Source organism: Acinetobacter sp. PW68, assembly GCF_020982655.1.
GTDB lineage: Bacteria > Pseudomonadota > Gammaproteobacteria > Pseudomonadales > Moraxellaceae > Acinetobacter > Acinetobacter towneri_A.
Window position 1 is genome coordinate 514,924 of record NZ_JAHZSX010000001.1, and the last position, 21,121, is coordinate 536,044.

Below are 21,121 nucleotides of genomic sequence, written 5' to 3' on the forward strand. Positions count from 1 at the left end.
TTTCGTTAAAATTTTACTTATCACGTTTTAACCGATTTGATCATCAATTTCAAATGCTTTAAGCAGACGTTTAAATTGTTCTGCCTGCGCACCTAAAATTTCATCTATCGGTAAATGCGCCTGTTTAATTAGTTGTTCCAGTTTATGGGGTGCCATGCTGACTTGTAGATGTAATTGACCCTCATCATCGTACTGTTCTGCTTGAATGACATTAAGCGCATACAGTTGATTGCGCAATTTGCCATAAGCAGGTTGTAATTTTAGATCAAACTTTTGAATTTGTCCCATCAAACATTCATGTACGGCTTGCTTTAACAAGTCTAAACCTTGCTCTGAATGTGCCGACACATAGACACGGTCGGGTTGATGTGGTTTGTCATAGATAATCTTGGCTGTTTCGCTTGAAACATCAATTTTATTGTAAACCCGTAAAATGGGTACATCTGCACCAATTTCTTTCAGCACACCCTCGACAGCTTCAATTTGTTCCAACACATCAGGGCTGCTTGAATCAATCACATGCAGCAATAAACTGGCTTCTAAAGTTTCTTCCAAGGTTGCTTTAAATGATTCAACCAAAGAGTGAGACAGGTTTCTTACAAAGCCGACTGTATCTGCCAATACTAGACGTCCAATACCATCCCATTCCAAACGCCGCAAAGTGGGGTCAAGCGTAGCGAACAGTTGGTCTGCAGCATACACATGACTTTGCGCCAGAATATTAAATAAGGTCGATTTACCTGCGTTGGTATAACCGACTAATGAAACGGTAGGAATGGCGGCTTTTTGTCGTGCCACACGACCTTGCGCACGCGTTTGACGAACTTTATCAAGTTTGGTTTTGAGTTGTCCCATGCGAATACGCAATAAGCGGCGGTCGGTTTCCAGCAAGGTTTCCCCAGGGCCACGTAAGCCAATACCACCTTTTTGACTGTCTAAGTTGCTACGACTACGCACCAAACGTGAAGATAAGTGCTGTAATTGTGCCAATTCGACTTGCAATTTACCTTCGTAAGTGCGGGCGCGTTGAGCAAAAATATCTAAAATAAGTTCGGTGCGATCCACCACGCGGCATTGCATCACTTTTTCTAAATTACGTGCCTGCGCAGGACTGAGCGCATGATCAAAAATGACCAAACTGGCTTCGTGTTCTTTGACCAATGCAGCAATTTCTTCGGCTTTGCCTGAGCCAATGAAGAGTTTGGCATCTGGTTTGCTGCGTTGAGTGTGGACGTGTTGTAAAACTTCTGCACCCGCAGATTCAGCCAAGAGCTGAAACTCTTCGGCATCAAGGTCTTCTAAAATTTGGACAGTGACACTGACCAGTACAACACGCTCGCCATCTTGATGTGGCACAAAATTTTCCACTCAGCGCAATCTCCATGTTAAAGCTTTATTCTAGTAGAAAAAATGTTTGTGCAGGGAATTAGATGACTGGATTTTTCCTGCACCTTGAGTTAGTGCCATTTCAGTGTGTGTAAACTCAAATCTGAGGATGACCTAAATATAGAGTTTGTTTATTGAGATTAGAATCCGTTTAGACCGATTTAAATCAATAATTCAGGCCTTTTTCTTCACCTTCTCCCACAGGAAGCAGGGAGTTTTTTATATCCACTTAACTTATTTCTCATAATTATTTTTTGATTTCTCAAAGCGCTCTAATTTTCCAAAAGTCGCATGTCTGCATGCAGCTTTGGGTTTTTCTGATCTATGCAAGTTCAGATTGAACAGTATAGAATGAGCAAAATATAAACCTTTATACGTTGTTTTGCGTTTAACAATTAGTGATGACCCTATGAACCCAGCTGTTGAAACTCACACATCTCCAATACATGGTTTGGCAAAGCTTGCTTTGTATAGCAAAAAAGTTCTGGCAACGGCTGGCGCGATTGGTGAAGGGTTTTATTTGGTCTATCGTCATCAATTGTATAAAGACACCAACAACCCGAATAATACGCGTTATGTACAATATTTTTGCCGTCAATTGTGCAAAGTTTTTAATATCGAAGTACAAATTCATGGTGAAATTCCGCATGATCCTGCGCTATGGGTCAGTAATCATATTTCGTGGTTAGATGTGGCAGTATTGGGTTCTAGTGCGCGGGTGTTTTTTCTGGCCAAAGCTGAAATTGAAAAATGGCCGTTATTGGGTAAGTTAGCCAAAGGCGGTGGAACGCTATTTATTAAGCGTGGCTCTGGCGATTCGGTCAAAATTCGTGAACAAATCACGCAATTTCTAAAACAAGATATTCCCGTATTGTTTTTTCCTGAAGCGACTACGTCAGATGGAAGCAAAATTAAAAAAGTGCATGGTCGTATTTTAGGGGCCGCGATTGAAGCCAAACGACCTGTGCAAATTTGTCTGATTTGTTATGTGAATCAGCAAGGTGAGTTAGATACTGTTGCGCCGTTTATTAATGACATGACCTTTGTTGATCATGTGAAAGATGTTTTGGAAATGCCGAAAGTGACAGCGCATTTAATGGCTTTACCTGCAATTGCGGTAGAAGGGCATGATATTGAATCTTTAACTGCTGTGGTTCAGGAACGCATGACAGAAGGCTTGGCTGAATTACATCGTCAGGTATTAAAACCACAAACGCTGACATCATAAAAAATGCTTAGGCGCATCTTCATGTTAAAGATAGCCTAAGCGCATCACGTTGTTTTAAGAATAATGGTCACCATCTAACAGCTTCAATATTTCGTTGCTACATAAAGCCTTCAATGGGCAGCCATGAGGTAATTTTCATTGCCGCACGTTGATACCATTTCATCCCTGGTTCTTTTTTTAGAATTTGAGTTTCACCTTGTGGATTTTTCATCTGCCATTGAATGTTTTGCTGCGCATCTAAAACCAGTTTATAAGCATATTTGGACAAATTGACATCCATGGTCTGGTGAACTGCGCGAGCCAATGGTGGACTATTTAAAATTACTCCAATTTCAGTATTTAAATATGCCGAGCGTGGATCAAAATTAAACGAACCAATAAACACCTGTTTTTCATCTAGCGCCATTAGCTTGGCATGTAAACTAGAACGGCTTAAACCTTTCATGCTGACTTTGGCTTTTTTGGAAATTTCTTGCGTATGTGTATTTAGGTTTTCCATTTCAGGTCGTGCCAAAAACTCATATAGCTGCACGTTATTTGCCAATAAATCTTCCCGATATTTGGCATAAAAAGCATGTACTACGGGGACATCGTTGGCTTTAAAGGAGTTGGTCAGTACGCGTACCTGAAGGCCATCATTCGCTAAGTTTTTTAGTTTTTCTGCCCCTGATTGCTCAGGGACAAAATAAGCAGAAATAATATCGACACTACTGCTTGGCTTTTCTAAATGCGTCAGCAGTTGAAAGTTAAGATGTTCTTCTTTTGAGGCGCGGTCTTTAATTTTACTCGGCGCATCTTTGACCACTTCAGCACTGACCCAATCGAACTTAATATTATGCGTCATCCACTCTTCAATCGCTTTAGAACGAGTCACCAAATCTAAATAATTTTGTACAGTGGCTTCTTGATCGTGCTGTTCTAATTGCTGTTTTAAGCTTTCATAGCGCAAGGTGTAATGTCGTGGATTGACCAGTTGCTTGACTGAATAAGCATAGTCATCATTCCAGTATTCATCAAAAGAGTGAATAATTTCATCCGAAGCTGAGCCGACTAACATCACATCGACATCAGAAAATTGATAATTGTCGCTGACGTTATAGTATTGATTGCTCATATTGCGCCCACCAATCAGAGAAATTTGGTTATCGGCAATAAAGCTTTTGTTGTGCATACGACGATTAATACGCTTCAAATCCAAAATCATGTCCATGGCACGATAATGTCGAAAGCGATATGGATTATATAGTTTGATGTCGATATTGACATGTTGATCGAGCGCGAGATAAATGCCTTCCATTTTTTTGGCATTGTTATCATCTACCAATAAGCGGACTTTCACGCCACGATCTGCCGCACGAATAATGGCATGTAGCGCAAGCGCGCCAATTTTATCGTTATCCCAAATATAATATTGTAAATCTAAAGATTTTTCTGCCTTATTAATCAGGTAGATACGTGCTGCTAGGGCTTCTAGTGGATCATATAGGACATGATAACCCGTAAGCTGCGGATATTTTTCGCGTAGCGGCAGTACGATTTTAGCCAAACTGGTTTGATCGGTTGGGGTTTCAAACGCCATTTGAATCGGATGTTCAATTTGTTTGGGCAGCGTGCTACAGCCTGAGAGTGTCAAAACGAAGGCGCAACTCAGCCATAAAAGGTTGTGCCGAATATTTTGAAATGAAGCGGATGAGCTGCGGTTTGCCAAATTAAATTCCTTTTTAGCACGGGGAGCAAATAAGTTAAAAATAGGGTTTGAGTATAATTGTCAGCTATGAAAAGATAAATATGACAATACAGATATATGACGTGCAGGGGCTAAATGGAACATCTGGGTTTAGCGCAGCATTGAATAGCAGAAGTATGAAGTAATAGAGAATAAATATGTGGAATAACGATTCAGTCGTGTTGTATTTCTATATTGGTATGGCGATTTTGGCGTTGTGGGCAGTTTCGCAAGCATGGCGCAGTCAGGCCAATACAGAAACCATTCACCCGTTTAAGGCCTTTGTGCATTTACTGGCATTTTATTTATCTTACCTGTTGCCGCCTTTGGTTTTTTTTAGTGTTTATGCGGGTGTTCAGGGCTATTACTCCATCCACGAAGCAATTTTTGTATTTTTAGTCAGTGCCGTGTTGAGTTATGCACGTTTTATTGAGCCGCATTTGATTCAAGTTAAAACTACTCAATATCAAATTCATCCAGATCGTCGTTTATCCAAGCCCGTCAAAATTGCTTTAATTGCAGATTTACATATTGGTTTATTTTCTGGACATGAGCGTCAATTGAAGCAAATTGTGAAGAAACTCAATTTGCAAAATCCCGATATTGTGGTTGTGGCAGGCGACTGGACTTATGAGCCTGAAAATAAATTGGTCGAAGAATTGGCAGTATTAAAAGAAATTTGTGCGCCTGTGTATTCTGTAAATGGCAATCATGATGAACAGTATCCAGGCCCACCCATTCAAGAGCTGTTAGAAACGGCTTTAGAACAAAATAACGTGATTGATATTGAAGGCAGAATTGTCGAGTTTGATGAGTTTCGTTTGCTCGGTATTGGCGATTTATGGGCAGGTAAAACCGATATGCGCTATATGCCTGATTTACCTCAGGACAAGCCGTGGGTGTTGTTATCGCACAACCCAGATACAGTCGATATGGTGCCGAAATTGCCGACACGCCCGTTGATGTTGGCAGGACATACTCATGGTGGGCAGGTTGAACTGCCGTGGCTGACCGATTATGTGATGAAAAAAGTATCTATTTTGGGGCATAAAAAAGGTTTATATCGGCATGATCATGCCGATGTATTTGTGACTGTGGGCACAGGAATGGTGGGTGTTCCTTTTCGTTTTGGTGTGCCACCCACGATTGATATTATTGAATTATTATAAGCGCCTGCACCTTACCTACATGAAAAAACCAGCCTCGGCTGGTTTTTTGATGCAATATTTACGCTTAAATTTGGTTGTTTACATCGTCATGCTTGGTTTCTCGAATCATTAAGAATGCGATTAAAGACAAAATCGATGCCGCACTTAAATAATAACCCACTGCAGCCAAGCCATAAGTGGTGGCGAGTTTAGTAGCAATCAGTGGGGCAAACGATGCGCCAAAAATACCCGCTAAGTTAAAGGTGAGTGCCGAGCCTGTATAACGTACAGACGTTGGAAAAATTTCAGACAATACTGTACCAATGGGCCCGTAAGTGAGTCCCATAATCGCCAAGCCAATACACAGGAAAATAAAGACAATCCACGTGCTGCCTGAAGCAAGCATATCGGCAAAGAATAAGCCAAAAATTGCAGAGATGATACATACCGCAATAGACGTAGTTTTACGTCCAAATTTTTCCGCTAAAACGGCTGAGAGGGGAATAAAAGCGGCAAAACACAATGTGGCTAAAAGTTGAAGTTTTAAAAACTCTTCACGTGAATAACCCAGTTGTTTAGTCCCCCATTGCAAGGCAAATACCGTAGTCAGATAAAACACCACAAAGGTACAAATTGCAGCAATTGTACCGAGCACTAGCATTTTAGCGTGTTTTTTAAAGACCTGAATAAAGGGCACATTGACTTCTTTTTGCTTATTCAACACTTTTTGGAAGGCAGGTGTTTCATGCAGTTTTAAGCGAATCCACAAACCGACAATCACCAATAAGGCACTGGAAATAAACGGAATCCGCCAGCCCCATGTCATAAAGTCTTGCTCAGACATCAGCGCACCTAAAATAAGGAATGAACCTGTGGCAAGAATAAAACCAATCGGAGCGCCCAATTGTGGGAACATGCCATACCAAGCACGTTTACCTTCAGGGGCATTTTCTGTGGCCAATAGTACCGCGCCTGACCATTCGCCGCCTAAACCTAAACCTTGTCCTAAACGACACAATGCCAATAATAATGGTGCGACAATCCCAATTTGTGCATATGTTGGCAGTAAACCAATACAGACTGTAGAAATCCCCATGGTCAATAATGCCGCGACCAAAGTGGCTTTGCGTCCAATCCGATCACCCAAATGTCCAAATAAAGCTGCACCAATTGGACGGGCAATAAAGGCAATGGCAAAAGTGGCTAGAGATTGAATAGTTGCCGTCATTGGGTCAGTACTGGTCGGAAAGAACAGATACGGGAAAATAATGACTGCCGCAGTGGCGTAGATATAAAAGTCAAAAAACTCGATGGTGGTACCGACCAAACTTGCAGTCAGTACTCGAAATTTAGAATTTTGAGTCGGCTGTTCAGCGGCAGCAGTAGATGAAGATGCCATACAGGACCTTATGTAAAATGAATTTTAAATGAAAGTGCAATTCGTCATAGACCGCATGGGCAGAAGAATAGTCAACACCTTTTGTAGTTATGCTTTTTTGAACAACAAGTTGGTCACAAAACTGCATCCATGCGTATCATTCAAATCTGACCGTTTCATGTGTAAGGCATGAACGATATTCAGCGTGATTAAATCACATACAGATAAATTGCCAGAAAGTGTGTGCCTGCACCAATAAGGACAAATACATGCCAAATTGCGTGGGTATATCTTACGCGTTTTAAGGCATAAAACAATGCACCCACGGTGTAGGCAATCCCGCCAATCAACAAAAAGTTCAGGGCTTGGCTGCTTAAATAGGCTTGCATATTGTCCATGACCAGAACGGCTAACCAACCCATCGCCAAGTAGGCAATTAAAGAAATTTTATGAAAACGGTTGATGAATACCAGTTTAAATAGGGTGCCAATCAAGGCAATAATCCATAAGACAATTAACAAATATTGTGCTTTTTGAGTAGGAATCGCGATGGATAAAAATGGGGTATAAGTACCTGCAATTAAATAATAAATGGCAGTGTGATCAAGCTTTTTATAAAAATAGCGGCGGTCTGCAGCAGTTGCCATGTGATACAGCATAGAGGCAGAAAAGAGCAACACCATACTAATGGCATAGGCCCATAAACCTAGCCATTGTCCTGTACTCAGTATGCGCCTTTGATCAGTAAAAAAATACCGCCAATTAATGCCAAAGCTGCACCAATACCGTGGCTCAGATAGTTAATCCGTTCCTCTTGATGGTCATAATCTGGTACTAAAGGCGCATTCAATTTCATAGGTGTTCTTTTTTATTTATACAACTGTATAGTAATTCAATTTTGCTTTTAGGGTAATAACATTTAAACTTGAATTGTAATTTTTTCAGGTTTTCACTATGTCGACTTTGGCTTCTCCCTCTGCGCAGGAACAACAATTCTTGGAGGCTTTTCAGCAAGCCATTGATACACAAAAACTTGATCGTGTAGTGCTTAGCCAGTACAAAGGCGAATTGGAACAATTAGAAAAAATTACCCTGCGTATTATTCAACTCAATCAAGAGCAGGTGTTGAGTTGTTTGTATCGTCATAAAACGCAGGATATCACCAAAAATTATCCTTTGGCGCAAGCCCAGTCACAATTGAGTCAGTTATTGGCAGATTGTAAACAGGCGAATTTATTTACGCTCGATCAAGAAATTCAGCTTAAAAAGAATAAAAAGAAAGCCATGCTCAGTATGAGTAAAGCGGTAACAGCTGCTGCAAAACCCAAAGAGCAACAAGGGCATGATCGTGAAAAGCAACGCTATGTTGAGCAAAGTAGTCCTTTTTTACAGCCTCTAGGTATTACCGATGCGCAGGCGCAGATCATTCCAAGCATGGCGCGCAAGTGGAAACAGATTAATAAATTTATTGAAATTTTTGCGGGTGCATTGGCGCATATTCATCTTTCTGAGCAAAGCGTGCGTGTGGTGGATTTTGGTTCAGGTAAGGGCTATTTGACCTTTGCACTGTATGATTATTTGCAAAAGCAGCAATTGAAACCTTGGGTTACAGGGGTGGAATTGAATCCGAAAATGGTCGAGTTCTGTCAGTCGGTAGCAAAGGCGGCAGATTTTCAGCAGCTGGAGTTTTTTCAAGGCGATGTGCGTACCTATCAACCTGAACATTTGGATGTCATGATTGCATTACATGCTTGCGATGTGGCTACAGATTTTGCAATTCATACGGGTATTCGCCTGAATGCACAAATGATTATGTGTGCGCCGTGCTGCCATAAAGAATTGCGTCCACAACTGCAAAGTCCGAGTGTGCTTAAACCCATGTTGCAGTTTGGCATTCATGCAGGACAGCAAGCAGAAATGTTGACCGATACCATCCGCGCTTTATTACTTAAAGCGTATGGTTATGACACTAAAGTTTTTGAGTTTGTTTCTTTGGAACACACCAGTAAAAACAAAATGATTTTGGCAACTAAACGTCAAAATTGGAGTGAACCTGATCAGACTGTTTTGGCACAAATTCGTTATTTAAAAACCATGTACGGTATTCAAAAACATTCTTTGGAGTTGTTGTTGAATGATCAGTGGGATCAGCAGGGCATTGGTTCTAAGTGCTAAGCAAAATGGAATCAGATAAAAGATGCAAAATTATGTAATTCAATCCGGCACTTGGGCACAGTTTGCGATAGAGGCCAAATCTATTCGTGAGCAAGTCTTTATTCAAGAACAGCAGATTGCCCCTGAAGATGAATGGGATGCACAGGATGCTGTTGCTTTGCATTTTGTGGTTTATGTAGCAGAGGAGGCGATTGCAACAGCACGCTTATTGGAAAATCACAATATTGGGCGGGTCGCGGTACTGAAGTCACAGCGTGGTAAAGGTGTGGGACGTGTTCTAATGCAGCATATTATTCAGATGGCAAAGCAGCAGCAACGTCCTTGGGTTAAGTTGTCTGCGCAGAAACATGCGATTCCGTTTTATCAAAGCTTGGGTTTTCAGGTGGAGGGTGAGTCGTATTTAGATTGTGGTATTCCACATGTAGATATGCGATTGGTGTTTTAAATGAATTGTCGATAGTCCTGATTTTTTAATCGTACAAAATAAAAAATCGCCCTGATGGAATGCGATCATGGCGGTTTTTTTTATGAACTGTATGAACTGAGCGGCTAGCGCATATTAATGTCCATGTGCGGGCGCTGACTCATGGTTTTCAGGCATATTGGCATGTTCTGTTTCAGTCATACTGTGTGCATCTGCAGTTTCAGCAGATATAGCTTCACGTGCTTCACGATCTGCTTGTGCTTTTGCCAAAGCTTCTTGTGACATGGCAGGTGCATTTTTAAAGGCGTGTTGCTGAGTATTCTGCTTTTGTTGCTGGCTAGGCATGTAATCAGGTTCATTCGTGACCGCTAACCAGAAAATAAACATGAAAATTCCACCCAAAATACAGAAAATAAAGAGTGCTTTCCAACCCCAAGGTGATTTTTCAGGAGTAAGGTGTTCAGTCATGTGTATCTACCCAATTTGAATCTAAATCTTAAAATTATGTAACTTTATAACATAAAATTCATAAAAAAACGGATTAAATTCTATTCATGTAGGGATCATTCTTTTAATTTTAAGCAAATAAAAAGAAGGATGACGTATCCCTCTTTGAACTATAAGTTAGATTTAAATACTTGCTGCACCTGTGGCAACACGGTCTTGCAAGATTTTAGGTGGGTTAAAACGCTCGCCATATTCTGCTGCAAGTTGCTGTGCCCGTGCTAAAGCCTGTTTTAAACCATATTGATTTAGAAATTGCAAAGCACCACCTGTCCATGCAGGAAAACCAATGCCAAAAATGGAACCCACATTGGCATCAATGACAGATTCTAAAACACCTTCTTCTAAGCAACGTAAGCTGTCCAGTGCTTGCACAAATAAGAAACGGTCAATCATCTCTTGTTCAGCGATTTTGGTATTTTGATACCAGTGGTTTAACCCCGACCAAAGCTGTTTTTTACCCTGTTCAGGATAGTCATAAAAGCCTGCACCAGCTGCTTTACCTTTACGCGAGAATTGATGAATCATGGTTTGAATGACTTCATCTGCACTCGACAGTGGTCGGTCTTTCCCTTCGGCTTGCAACGCCTTACGTGCTTCCTGTGCCACGTGTTCAGATAAGGTTAAAGATACTTCATCCTGAATGGCAAGTGGGCCAACAGGCATGCCTGCTTTTAAAGCAGCCATTTCAATTTTGGCAGGATGTACGCCTTCCGCCAGTAAGCGCAAGCCTTCCTGCACAAAAGTGCCAAACACCCGACTGGTAAAAAAGCCGCGGCTGTCATTGACCACAATCGGTGTTTTACCAATCTGCTGCACAAAATCATAGGCCTTTGCCAAAGTATCGGTAGAGGTATTTTTTCCTTTAATGATTTCGACCAATGGCATTTTATCGACAGGGCTAAAGAAATGCAGTCCAATAAAACGCTGCTGGTCTTGCGCCGCTTGGGCAAGTTCACTAATGGGTAGGGTTGAGGTGTTGGATGCCATCACACCTTGTTCTGCTAGAAAAACTTCGGCTTCTTGTGTGACTTGCGCCTTGAGTTGAGGATTTTCAAATACCGCCTCAATAATCAAATCACAGCCTTGTAAATCGGTAGCCTGTGCCGTTGGATGAATCTTGGCTAAGACTTGTGCCGCTCGCTCTGCACTTATACGACCTTGCGATACTTGTTTATCTAGTATTTTTTGACTGTAAGCTTTGCCTTTTTCAGCTTGTTCGATGGATACATCTTTAAGAACAACCGCAATACCTTTGCTTGCCGTGACATAAGCAATGCCTGCACCCATCATGCCTGCACCTAAAATACCGATTTTTTGCGTTTGATGCGGCGCAATGCCTTGCGGACAGCTACTGCCCGATTTAATCGCATTCAGCCCATGCCAAAAGGTACCAATCATATTTTTAGAAATTTGACCTGTTGCGAGCTGGGTAAAATAGCGGGATTCAATGCGTAATGCTGTATCGACATCAACTTGTGCACCTTCTACTGCTGCGCTCAAAATTGCTTCTGGCGCAGGGTAACAGCCTTTGGTTTTGTCGCGTAACATGGCAGGAGCAATCGAAAGCATTTGCGCGACAGCAGGCGTGGGTGGCGTTCCCCCTGGGATTTTATAACCTTTGACATCAAATACTTGTTGTGATTGTGGATGTGCGAGAATCCAGTCTTGGGCTTTGCTGAGTAATTCTGTTTCATTTTCAGCAAGATCATGGATTAAACCTAAACTTTGTGCTTTTTCCACACTCAGCTGTTTGCCTTCCATCAACAGTGGCAGGGCAGTTTGTAATCCCAATAAACGTACCATCCGCACAATACCACCGCCACCAGGCAATAAACCTAAAGTCACTTCGGGTAAACCAAACTTGGTTTTTGGATCACGAATTGCAATACGATGATGACAGCACAGGGCAAGTTCCCATCCGCCGCCGAGTGCTGTGCCATTCAAGGCAGCTACTACAGGAATACCACGAGTTTCAATATAACGCAGCTGTGCTTTTAGGTGTTCAATCATCTGAAAAAATGAGCTGGCATGTTCAGGCTGCACTTGAATCAACTCATCTAAGTCACCGCCTGCAAAAAAAGTTTTTTTTGCAGAGGCAAAAATAACCCCCGCCACTTGTTCGTCTGCTTGTAACTTTTGCACCACTTGCGCTAATGCATCTCTAAAGTCAGCGTTCATGGTGTTGGCCGATTGATTCGGCGAGTCAAAGGTTAGAATTACAATGTTATCGGCATTTTTTTGATAGTGAATGGCGCTCATTTTTATACTCCTTATACTCGCTCAATAATGGTGGCAATTCCCATCCCACCGCCTACACATAATGTAGCCATGCCGCGTTTTTTATCTTGTCGTTCTAGTTCGTCCAGTAAAGTGCCTAAAATCATAGCACCTGTCGCGCCAAGTGGATGACCCAAGGCAATGGCACCACCATTCACATTGACTTTGGCGGGGTCGACCTGAAGCTCGGTAATAAAACGCAGAACCACGGCTGCAAAGGCTTCATTAACTTCGAACAGATCAATATCTTCAATGTTCAGTCCTGCTTTGGCTAAGGCTTTGCGTGCTGCAGGTGCTGGTCCTGTGAGCATAATCGCAGGATCTGTGCCGACCAGTGCAGTGGCAAGCACTTTGGCGCGTGGTTTTAAATTGTGTTGTTGTACCGCCTGTTCCGATGCAATCAACACCAATGCCGCGCCATCAACAATACCCGATGAATTGCCTGCATGATGCACATGATTGACTTGTTCTGCTTCAGGATATTTTTGCAAGGCGATGGCATCGAACCCCATTTGTCCCATCATCGCGAAACTTGGCTTGAGCTGTGCCAAACTTTCAGCTGTGGTCTGTGCTTTGATAAATTCATCTTGTGCCAAAATCACCACACCTGCCTGATCTTTAACGGGTACAATCGAGCGTTCGAAATATCCCCGCGCTTGTGCTGCGGCTGCTTTTTGTTGCGATGCGGTTGCAAATTGATCGACCTCGGTGCGACTATAACCATCTAAAGTGGCAATTAAGTCAGCGCCAATGCCTTGGGGAATAAAGTCACAGGCCATGTTGGTTTCAGGGTCGAATGCCCAAGCACCACCATCAGAACCCATTGCCACGCGCGACATAGATTCCACACCCCCAGCAACGATTAAATCTTCCCAACCTGAACGGACTTTTTGCGCTGCGAGGTTCACGGCTTCTAAGCCCGAGGCACAAAAGCGGTTGATTTGTACGCCTGCAACATCATTGTCCCAACCTGCGGCAATCGCAGCAGTTTTGGCAATATCCGCACCCTGATCGCCAATTGGTGTGACACAACCCAAAACAATGTCGTCTACTTGTGAGGTGTCTAGGCTGTGTCGTTGTTGCAATTCATTTAATAAAGTCGTGAGTAGGCGAATGGGTTTAACTTCGTGTAATGCGCCATCTTTTTTTCCTTTGCCGCGCGGAGTGCGAATAGCATCAATGATATAGGCCTCGCTCATAATCAATCCTTTGTCGATAGTTTTCTTTATGATTGCTTTTGAGTGTAATCTGAAAATTTTGAAGTGCAATGACAAGAACGGTAAAGGTCAGTGAGGTTTTTTGCTAATTGGGATGACACAGAAATTTGTTAGAAAGATTGAAACTAAAATAGAGCGATAAAAAAAGCCCTTGCAGTGTGCAAGGGCGATTAACTGAAATTACGGGTGAATGTGAATTTTTTAGCTGTGAATTAATGATAACCATGCAACTGACGGTATAAACCAGGGGTGACGCCAGTCCACTTTTTGAAAGCACGGTGGAAAGTACTGGTTTCACTAAAGCCAACTTGTTGTGCTACATCTTCTAGAGTGAGTTCAGGATTCAGCAATAGATGAATCGCGGCATCACGACGTAGCGCATCTTTTACCCCTTGATAGCTTTTACCTTCTGCAGCCAAACGACGACGCAAGGTTTGTGGCGACAGGTACAACATTGATGCAACATCGTTCAAGGTTGGCATTTCTTCGCCAATCTGACTCTTTAACACATCACGAATACGCGAAGTTAAAGAATTGGTGTTTTTGAATTTCACCAATAATTGTGCAGGTGCAGTTTTTAAGAATTCGTCTAAGGTTTCTTGAGTTTGACGAATTGGTAAATCTAGATAGTCGGCAGCAAAGGTAATTTCAGTGCGTGGCATGTCAAATTGCATAACAGGCGCAAAGAACAACGCATCGTATTCATCTGCGTGTGCAGGACGAGGATAGCCAAAATGCACACGCTCTAAAGGCAGGCGACGTTCAATCAGCCAAGAGGCCAAGCCGTGCCAAATCATCAACATACTTTCAGTAATAAAGTGATCAGGATCCATGACTTGTGGAATAGAGGGCACCAAACGCGCTTCGTGTTTATCGCGTTCTAATGTAACTGACCAATCATCACCAAAAAGCTTATAAAATTGCGAAGAAAGTTCTAAGGCATCGCCCAATGTTTTGGCGTGAATCACCAATTGGCACATGATTGCGAATGTACCCAAACGACGTGGCTGAGAATCAAAACCGACGTGTTCGTCTTGGGTCACCATCCACAGCATTTTAATAAAGCGGGTATATTGTTCAGGTGAAATACGTGCTTTCGGTTGGCGCAGAAGTTCTGCTTCAATACCGACATGAGATAATAAGGTTTCGACGTCCATGCCGAGTCGTTTGACACCTGTGAGCGCAGCATTGACAAAATGGATACTAATGGTATCGCGGCTCATGTTAAATCCTTCAGTCTCTTTTGTATTCACGTAAGCTTGACCTAAATGACGCTAAAAAATTGAAATTGGCAATTTACAATACCAATTTTACTTATTTTACATAATAAATTGCCGAAATGATCAAGGTAAATGGCTGAACATGACATTGTGTTACAGTTTTGCTGTTTATAAGATGAACGGAAAATCAGTAAAAATTGAGTAATCACAACAATGACACATGCACTAAGCGGTTTAAAAGTTTTGGATTTTTCCACCTTATTACCAGGTCCTTTTGCCAGTTTGTATTTGGCGGATATGGGCGCAGAGGTCATTCACATTGAATCGGCAAGCCGACCTGACTTGATTCGTTTATTTCCGCCCTATGCCAATGGACAGGCGACTTCGCATAGTTATTTGAATCGTAATAAACAGTCCATTACTCTCGATTTAAAATCTCCGGAAAGTATTCACCTTATTCACGAGAAAATTACTGATTTCGATATTATACTCGAACAGTTTAGACCAGGGGTGATGCAGCGTTTAGGACTGGACTATGCCAGCTTGGCAAAAATTAATCCGCGACTGATCTATTGTTCCATCACAGGTTATGGACAAACAGGTGATTATCAACAACGAGCAGGACATGACATCAACTATTTAGCTTTGTCTGGAATTGCAGGGCACAGCGGACGTCAAGCAGGCGGGCCGCCACCGCTAGGTATTCAGGTGGCCGATGTAGCAGGTGGTTCATTGCATGCTTTGGTTGGAATTTTGAGTGCGGTGATTGAGCGTCAGCGCAGTGGCTTAGGGCAATATATTGATATTTCGATGACCGATTGTGCTGCCACATTAAATAATATGGCAGCTTCTGCTGTTTTGGCGGCACAGCTGCCTCAATATGCTGAGCAATCTTACTTAAATGGAGGCAGTTATTATGACTATTATGAAACGGCCGATGGTCGTTATCTTTCGGTGGGCAGCTTAGAGCCACAATTTATGCAAGGCTTGGCACAAATTTTAGATTTGCCCATTTTGCTCGAAAAAGGCACATCTTTAGACCCGCAAGACCATATACAAGTGAAACAAGCCATTCAGGCCAAGATTAAAGCGCAAAATTTTGCCACGTGGCAGCATATCTTTGCACAACACGATGTTTGTGTAGAACCCGTTTTAACTTTAGATGAAGCTTTACATTCACCCTTGGCAAAGCAGCGCGGTTGGATTGTAAATGTTCCAATCCAAGGCAATGCCACACAAACCGAAACTCAGTTGGCTTGTCCTATTAAATTTTCACGTTCAAAAATGCGCTATGACTATATTGGGCAGGCTTTAGGTGTAGGACAATGGTGATCATGCTCAATAGCTAAAAATATGTAGGAAACTCAACTTAAACACGAAATAAAAACGAAGATAGATGCTTTAGCATAAAAATTGCTAAAGCATGCATTATTTTGTGATAGTTATGTAAATAGTCTGGAAATTTCGGCAAAGGCTTGCAGGCTGTGCCATTGCAATGTCTTATCAATAAAATCGCTAAGAAATATGTAAAAAACACATTTTGTTGATAGATTGAATCTCGCTATGCTGTCAGCCGTGATAATAGAAATGACTAGCTGTACGCCATGTATTTATATACTGATTTCGATCAGCAACTGATTAATGAACGTGTTGCACAGTTCCGTGACCAAACGGAACGTTATTTAGCAGGCAAATTGACTGAAGACGAATATCGTCCATTACGTCTGCAAAATGGTTTGTATGTACAACGCTATGCGCCAATGTTGCGTATTGCTGTGCCTTATGGTCTGATGAATTCTAAGCAATTGCGTAAAGTGGCGCAGCTGGCCAAAGACTATGACCGTGGTTATGCACACGTATCAACACGTCAAAATATTCAGTTTAACTGGCCTGCACTTGAAAATGTGCCAGATATGCTAGCTGAGCTTGCAACAGTACAAATGCATGCTATTCAAACCTCAGGCAACTGTATTCGTAACACCACCACAGACCAATATGCAGGCGTTGTGGCAGGTGAAATTGCCGACCCTCGTCCGACTTGTGAGTTAATTCGTCAGTGGTCTACCTTCCATCCTGAATTTGCATTCTTGCCACGAAAGTTCAAAATTGCTGTTTCAGCACTTGAAGAAGTGGATCGTGCAGCGACTGCGTTTCACGACATTGGCGTATATATTGTTAAAAATGCGGCAGGTGAAACGGGTTACCAAATTAAAGTGGGTGGTGGTTTAGGCCGTACTCCAATTATTGGTAGTGTGATTCGTGAATTCTTGCCACGTGAAGATTTGATTGCTTATTTAGAAGCAGTATTGCGTGTCTATAACTTACACGGTCGCCGTGACAATAAATATAAAGCACGTATCAAGATTTTGGTAAAAGCGTTAACGCCAGCAGTATTTGCAGAAAAAGTTGAAGCTGAGTTTGCACATACAGTGAAAACTTTAAAAATTGATGCAGAAACTTTGCAGAAAATGGATGAAAACTTCACGCCATTTGCTTATCAAAATTATGCCGATGAAGATTTTAGTGAGCTGTTTGCACAGTATCCAAAATTCAAGCAATGGTTCAACATCAATACCAATGCACATAAAGTGCAGGGTTACCGTATTGTCACTATTTCATTGAAGCGTGCAGGTGTTGCACCAGGTGACATGACAACCGAAGAAATGAATCTAATTGCAGATTTAGCAGATCAATATACCTTTGGTGAATTGCGTACCACGCATGAACAAAATATTGCCTTGGTAGATGTGCCACAAAAAGACTTATTTGCATTGTGGCAAGTCCTAGATGCTAACAACTTGGCGCGTGCACATATTGGCTTTATTACCGATATTATTTGCTGTCCGGGGGGGGATTTCTGTTCACTTGCCAACGCCAAATCTATTCCAATTTCAGAAGCTATTTCACGACGTTTTGATGATTTGGATACCATTTATAATCTTGGCAAACTGGATTTGAATATTTCAGGTTGTATGAATGCTTGTGGTCATCACCACGTTGGTAATATCGGGATTTTAGGTGTCGATAAAAAAGGCGCCGAATTTTACCAAATCACTTTAGGTGGGCATGCAGACCATGATGCTTCAATTGGTGATATTTTAGGGCCATCTTTTGCTGCCGAAGTAATTCCAGATGTCGTGGAAGAAATTTTAAATACCTACTTAGATTTGCGTAGTGAGGGTGAAGACTTCATCGACACTTATCGTCGTGTCGGCATTCAACCATTTAAGGAGCGCGCTTATGCTTAATACTGCACTCCCTGTGCTCGCGAAAGATGGCACGATTGCAGACAATACTTATCAAGTGATTGCTGAAGATGCAGCATTACCGCAAGGTGATGTGGTGCTTAGCGTTGAACAGCTTGATCTGTTGGCACAAATTTCAGGTAAAAAAGCTTTGTATTTAACGGTAGATGCTTCGCCTGAAAACCATGAATTTCCATTGGCAGAACTCGATGCGATTTTTATTGAGTTCGCAGGTTTTAACGATGGTCGAGGTTATTCTTTTGCGGCATTGTTACGCCGTCAAGGCTTTAAGGGCGAACTTCGTGCAGTCGGTGATGTATTTAAAGATGTCTTGAACTATATGAAGCGTGCAGGTTTCGATACTTTCGTGATTAAAGAGGGTAAAGACGTGCAAGAAGCTGCGGCAGGTTTGACGGATTTTACCCGCCCTTATCAAGCGTCTACTGCTGTACCAAAACCAAATTATCAAACTGGTGCGTAATATATTGATGATGAGTTTATCTAAATATAGATAGATTTCATTGAAATATAGCGGTTCACACATTTACAAACAGCCTGCCATGCGCAGGTTTTTTGTTTGCCTTAAAATCATCAAACTGCTTGTTTTATCTCACATCTTAATGATTTAATTTGCGGTAAAGTGCTGTAGTATAAGCACACTGACGAAGCATCGTAGCCCTATATAAACTTTATTTTAAAGTATCAAAAATCAATCAAGACGATAATTGGATGTGATTATCCTCTGATTTATTTATTCAATTTTTTCATAATGAAGTGATTTGTCTTTATGCAAAATTCTATCCGTATTGGTATTGCTGGTTATGGCAATTTAGGTCGTGGCGTTGAAACGGCAATTCAGAAAAACCCAGATTTGCAATTGGTAGGTATTTTTACCCGCCGTGCGCCTGAAAGCGTTTCACCATGTTATGCTGAAACAGCAGTTTTTCAAATGGATTCACTGTCCGATTTTCAAGACAAAATTGACGTACTGATTTTATGTGGTGGTTCAAAAGACGACTTGCCACAACAAGGCCCTGTATTAGCCAGCCAATTTAATATTGTCGATAGTTTCGATACGCATGCGCGTATTCCTGAATATTATGCATCTGTAGATGCACCTGCGACAGCGAATAAGAAAACTGCACTTATCTCAATTGGTTGGGATCCAGGCATGTTCTCAATCAATCGTTTATTTGGTGAAGCTTTATTACCCGATGGCGAAACTTATACATTTTGGGGGAAAGGTTTAAGCCAGGGACACTCAGATGCCATTCGTCGTGTTGATGGTGTAAAAGCAGGTGTGCAATATACCATTCCATCTAATGATGCGATTGAGCAAGTGCGTAGCGGTGCGCGCCCTGTATTAAGCACTAAAGACAAACATACTCGTGAATGTTATGTCGTACTTGCAGAAGGTGCCGATGCAGCTTCCGTTGAGCAAGCGATTGTGACCATGCCAGATTATTTCGCAGACTACAACACAACTGTAAATTTCATTGATGAAGCGACTTTGGCCAAAGATCACCAACGCATGCCGCATGGTGGTTTTGTTATTCGCAGTGGCAATACCAGCGATGAACAAAAACAAGTGCTTGAATTCTCATTGAAGTTAGACAGCAATCCGGAGTTTACCGCGAGTATTTTGGTAGCTTATGCACGTGCTTGTTATCGTTTAAACCAAATGCAGCAATATGGTGCAAAAACTGCTTACGATGTTGCGCCAGGTTTATTGTCAATGAAATCGCCTGAACAGTTGCGCGCTGAATTGCTCTAAACTTTTTCAAGCTATAAGCAAAAAGACGAATCAATGATTCGTCTTTTTGCTTTTTGAATAAAGAAGGGTTGGGAATGACTGTATTCCATCTGCCCTAATTCTGCTTTACGAAATAGGGGTTGCAATGCATTAAAGCAATTCAATCGCGACTGCAGTTGCCTCACCACCGCCAATACAGAGAGCGGCCACGCCACGTTTGCCACCTGTACGTTTAAGCGCATGAATTAAAGTCAGGATAATACGTGAACCTGTAGAACCCACAGGATGTCCAAGCGCACAGGCACCACCATTGATATTCACTTTTTCAGGATCAAGCTTGAATTCATCTATTGGGCACATGGTGACCATGGCAAAAGCTTCATTGATTTCCCATAAATCTACATCTGCAACTTGCCAACCCGCTTTATCTAATACTTTTTGAATTGCAGCAACAGGGGCGATAGTGAATTCTGATGGATGTTGTGAATTGGTGGCATAAGCCACAATTTTCGCCAATGGCTGTAAACCTTTGTTTGCTGCATTTTCTGCAGACGTCAGGACTAAAGCCGAAGCACCATCTGAAATTGAGCTGGCATTGGCAGCGGTAATCGTACCATCTTTGGCAAAAGCAGGACGAAGAGTTGGAATTTTTTCAATATTCGCATTAAACGGTTGTTCGTCTTTATCGACAACCACGTCCCCTTTACGTGTTGAAACATTTACAGGCACAATTTCATCGACAAAATAGCCTTCATTTACGGCAGTTTGTGCGCGTTTGAGGGAGCGAATCGCAAAATCATCCATTTGTTCACGGGTATAGCCTTTGCTATTGGCCATGTCTTGTGCAAATGATCCCATTAAACGCCCTGTTTCTGCATCTTCTAAGCCATCTAGGAACATGTGATCTTTCACATCACCGTGCCCCATACGGTAACCCGCGCGTGCTTTGGTCAGAATATATGGCGCATTACTCATCGATTCCATACCACCTGCAACAATGATAGAAGCAGAACCGGCTTTAATTGCATCAGCCGCTTGCATGACGGCTTTCATACCCGAACCACACAGTTTGTTGATGGTCACTGCGCCTGTTGAATCTGGCAAACCAGCTTGACGCATGGCTTGACGTGCAGGACCTTGTTTTAAGCCTGCAGGTAAAACACAACCCATAATGACTTCCTCGATATCTGTGGGTTGTAGACCTGCACGTTGAATTGCAGCTTGAATACTTGCTGCACCAAGTTCAGGTGCACTTAGTGTGGATAAACTGCCCTGAAAACCACCCATAGCAGTACGAGCGCCATTCACAATCACGATATCCGTCATTTTATTCTCCCAATTTTATATGTGCTTATGTCTAGATTGAATTCCAAGTAGGAATAGATCAACTCTGCAGTATAGGCAAAAAAAGAAGAGAATAAAGTGACAATGTAAAGA

The 21,121-nt window shown here is 42.0% G+C and carries 16 protein-coding genes and 1 pseudogene; 8 read left to right on the forward strand and 9 right to left on the reverse strand.

Annotated elements, in window-relative coordinates; genetic code table 11:
* Positions 1-27 precede the first annotated feature (27 nt).
* Positions 28-1,368: a ribosome rescue GTPase HflX gene (gene hflX, locus K1T76_RS02385; RefSeq protein WP_070153770.1), complete on the reverse strand. Its 1,341-nt coding sequence runs from the start codon at positions 1,366-1,368 to the stop codon at positions 28-30.
* 427 nt (positions 1,369-1,795) lie between these two features.
* Between hflX and K1T76_RS02390 the strand changes: the two genes are divergently transcribed.
* Positions 1,796-2,614 (forward strand): lysophospholipid acyltransferase family protein, encoded by an 819-nt coding sequence (locus K1T76_RS02390; protein WP_070153822.1) that lies wholly within the window; start codon positions 1,796-1,798, stop codon positions 2,612-2,614.
* A 97-nt stretch (positions 2,615-2,711) separates the two neighbouring features.
* Here K1T76_RS02390 and K1T76_RS02395 read toward each other — a convergent pair whose 3' ends face one another.
* Positions 2,712-4,322, reverse strand: a complete 1,611-nt coding sequence (locus tag K1T76_RS02395) for a phospholipase D family protein (RefSeq protein ID WP_230243992.1) — start codon at positions 4,320-4,322, stop codon at positions 2,712-2,714.
* A gap of 176 nt (positions 4,323-4,498) precedes the next feature.
* Between K1T76_RS02395 and K1T76_RS02400 the strand changes: the two genes are divergently transcribed.
* Positions 4,499-5,509, forward strand: coding sequence for a metallophosphoesterase (locus tag K1T76_RS02400; protein ID WP_230243993.1), 1,011 nt, complete (start codon positions 4,499-4,501; stop codon positions 5,507-5,509).
* A 64-nt stretch (positions 5,510-5,573) separates the two neighbouring features.
* On the opposite strand, the gene K1T76_RS02405 is transcribed toward K1T76_RS02400, so the two are convergent.
* Together K1T76_RS02405 and trhA are read right to left on the reverse strand one after the other, a co-directional pair.
* On the reverse strand, positions 5,574-6,887 hold the full coding sequence (locus K1T76_RS02405) for an MFS transporter (RefSeq protein WP_019837794.1): 1,314 nt from the start codon (positions 6,885-6,887) through the stop codon (positions 5,574-5,576).
* A 188-nt stretch (positions 6,888-7,075) separates the two neighbouring features.
* Positions 7,076-7,722 (reverse strand): annotated as a pseudogene (gene trhA, locus K1T76_RS02410) (PAQR family membrane homeostasis protein TrhA).
* Between the two features lie 98 nt (positions 7,723-7,820).
* On the opposite strand from trhA, the gene K1T76_RS02415 reads away from it, so the two are divergent.
* Both K1T76_RS02415 and K1T76_RS02420 read left to right on the forward strand, forming a co-directional pair.
* Complete coding sequence (locus K1T76_RS02415; RefSeq protein ID WP_230243994.1) at positions 7,821-9,041, forward strand: class I SAM-dependent methyltransferase; 1,221 nt, start codon at positions 7,821-7,823, stop codon at positions 9,039-9,041.
* A gap of 22 nt (positions 9,042-9,063) precedes the next feature.
* Entirely contained in the window at positions 9,064-9,486 is a 423-nt protein-coding gene (locus K1T76_RS02420; RefSeq protein ID WP_019837791.1) for a GNAT family N-acetyltransferase, read from the forward strand.
* Positions 9,487-9,600: 114 nt separating this feature from the next.
* Here the strand turns inward: K1T76_RS02420 and K1T76_RS02425 are convergent, their stop codons facing one another.
* From K1T76_RS02425 to K1T76_RS02440, 4 genes are all read right to left on the reverse strand, one after another.
* Positions 9,601-9,933, reverse strand: a complete 333-nt coding sequence (locus tag K1T76_RS02425; protein ID WP_019837790.1) for a hypothetical protein — start codon at positions 9,931-9,933, stop codon at positions 9,601-9,603.
* A 162-nt stretch (positions 9,934-10,095) separates the two neighbouring features.
* Complete coding sequence (locus K1T76_RS02430) at positions 10,096-12,231, reverse strand: 3-hydroxyacyl-CoA dehydrogenase NAD-binding domain-containing protein (RefSeq protein WP_230243995.1); 2,136 nt, start codon at positions 12,229-12,231, stop codon at positions 10,096-10,098.
* An 11-nt stretch (positions 12,232-12,242) separates the two neighbouring features.
* On the reverse strand, positions 12,243-13,448 hold the full coding sequence (locus K1T76_RS02435; protein WP_070153758.1) for an acetyl-CoA C-acetyltransferase: 1,206 nt from the start codon (positions 13,446-13,448) through the stop codon (positions 12,243-12,245).
* Positions 13,449-13,678: 230 nt separating this feature from the next.
* Positions 13,679-14,689, reverse strand: a complete 1,011-nt coding sequence (locus K1T76_RS02440) for an AraC family transcriptional regulator (protein WP_019837787.1) — start codon at positions 14,687-14,689, stop codon at positions 13,679-13,681.
* Between the two features lie 210 nt (positions 14,690-14,899).
* Here K1T76_RS02440 and K1T76_RS02445 point away from each other — a divergent pair, with 210 nt between their 5' ends.
* The 4 genes from K1T76_RS02445 (at position 14,900) to K1T76_RS02460 (ending at position 19,705) form a co-directional block, all read left to right on the forward strand.
* The gene (locus tag K1T76_RS02445) at positions 14,900-16,018 is read left to right on the forward strand and encodes a CaiB/BaiF CoA transferase family protein (protein ID WP_230243996.1); all 1,119 of its coding nucleotides are present in this window, start codon (positions 14,900-14,902) and stop codon (positions 16,016-16,018) included.
* Positions 16,019-16,290: 272 nt separating this feature from the next.
* Positions 16,291-17,934 carry a nitrite/sulfite reductase gene (locus tag K1T76_RS02450; protein WP_230243997.1) on the forward strand — a complete coding sequence of 548 codons (1,644 nt, stop codon included), beginning with the start codon at positions 16,291-16,293 and terminating at the stop codon, positions 17,932-17,934.
* The gene (locus tag K1T76_RS02455; protein ID WP_230243998.1) at positions 17,927-18,412 is read left to right on the forward strand and encodes a DUF934 domain-containing protein; all 486 of its coding nucleotides are present in this window, start codon (positions 17,927-17,929) and stop codon (positions 18,410-18,412) included. Before K1T76_RS02450 ends, K1T76_RS02455 begins: the two co-directional genes overlap by 8 nt.
* Before the next feature lie 306 nt (positions 18,413-18,718).
* Positions 18,719-19,705: a diaminopimelate dehydrogenase gene (locus K1T76_RS02460; RefSeq protein WP_019837783.1), complete on the forward strand. Its 987-nt coding sequence runs from the start codon at positions 18,719-18,721 to the stop codon at positions 19,703-19,705.
* A gap of 129 nt (positions 19,706-19,834) precedes the next feature.
* Here K1T76_RS02460 and K1T76_RS02465 read toward each other — a convergent pair whose 3' ends face one another.
* The gene (locus tag K1T76_RS02465) at positions 19,835-21,010 is read right to left on the reverse strand and encodes a thiolase family protein (RefSeq protein WP_230243999.1); all 1,176 of its coding nucleotides are present in this window, start codon (positions 21,008-21,010) and stop codon (positions 19,835-19,837) included.
* Positions 21,011-21,121 lie beyond the last annotated feature (111 nt).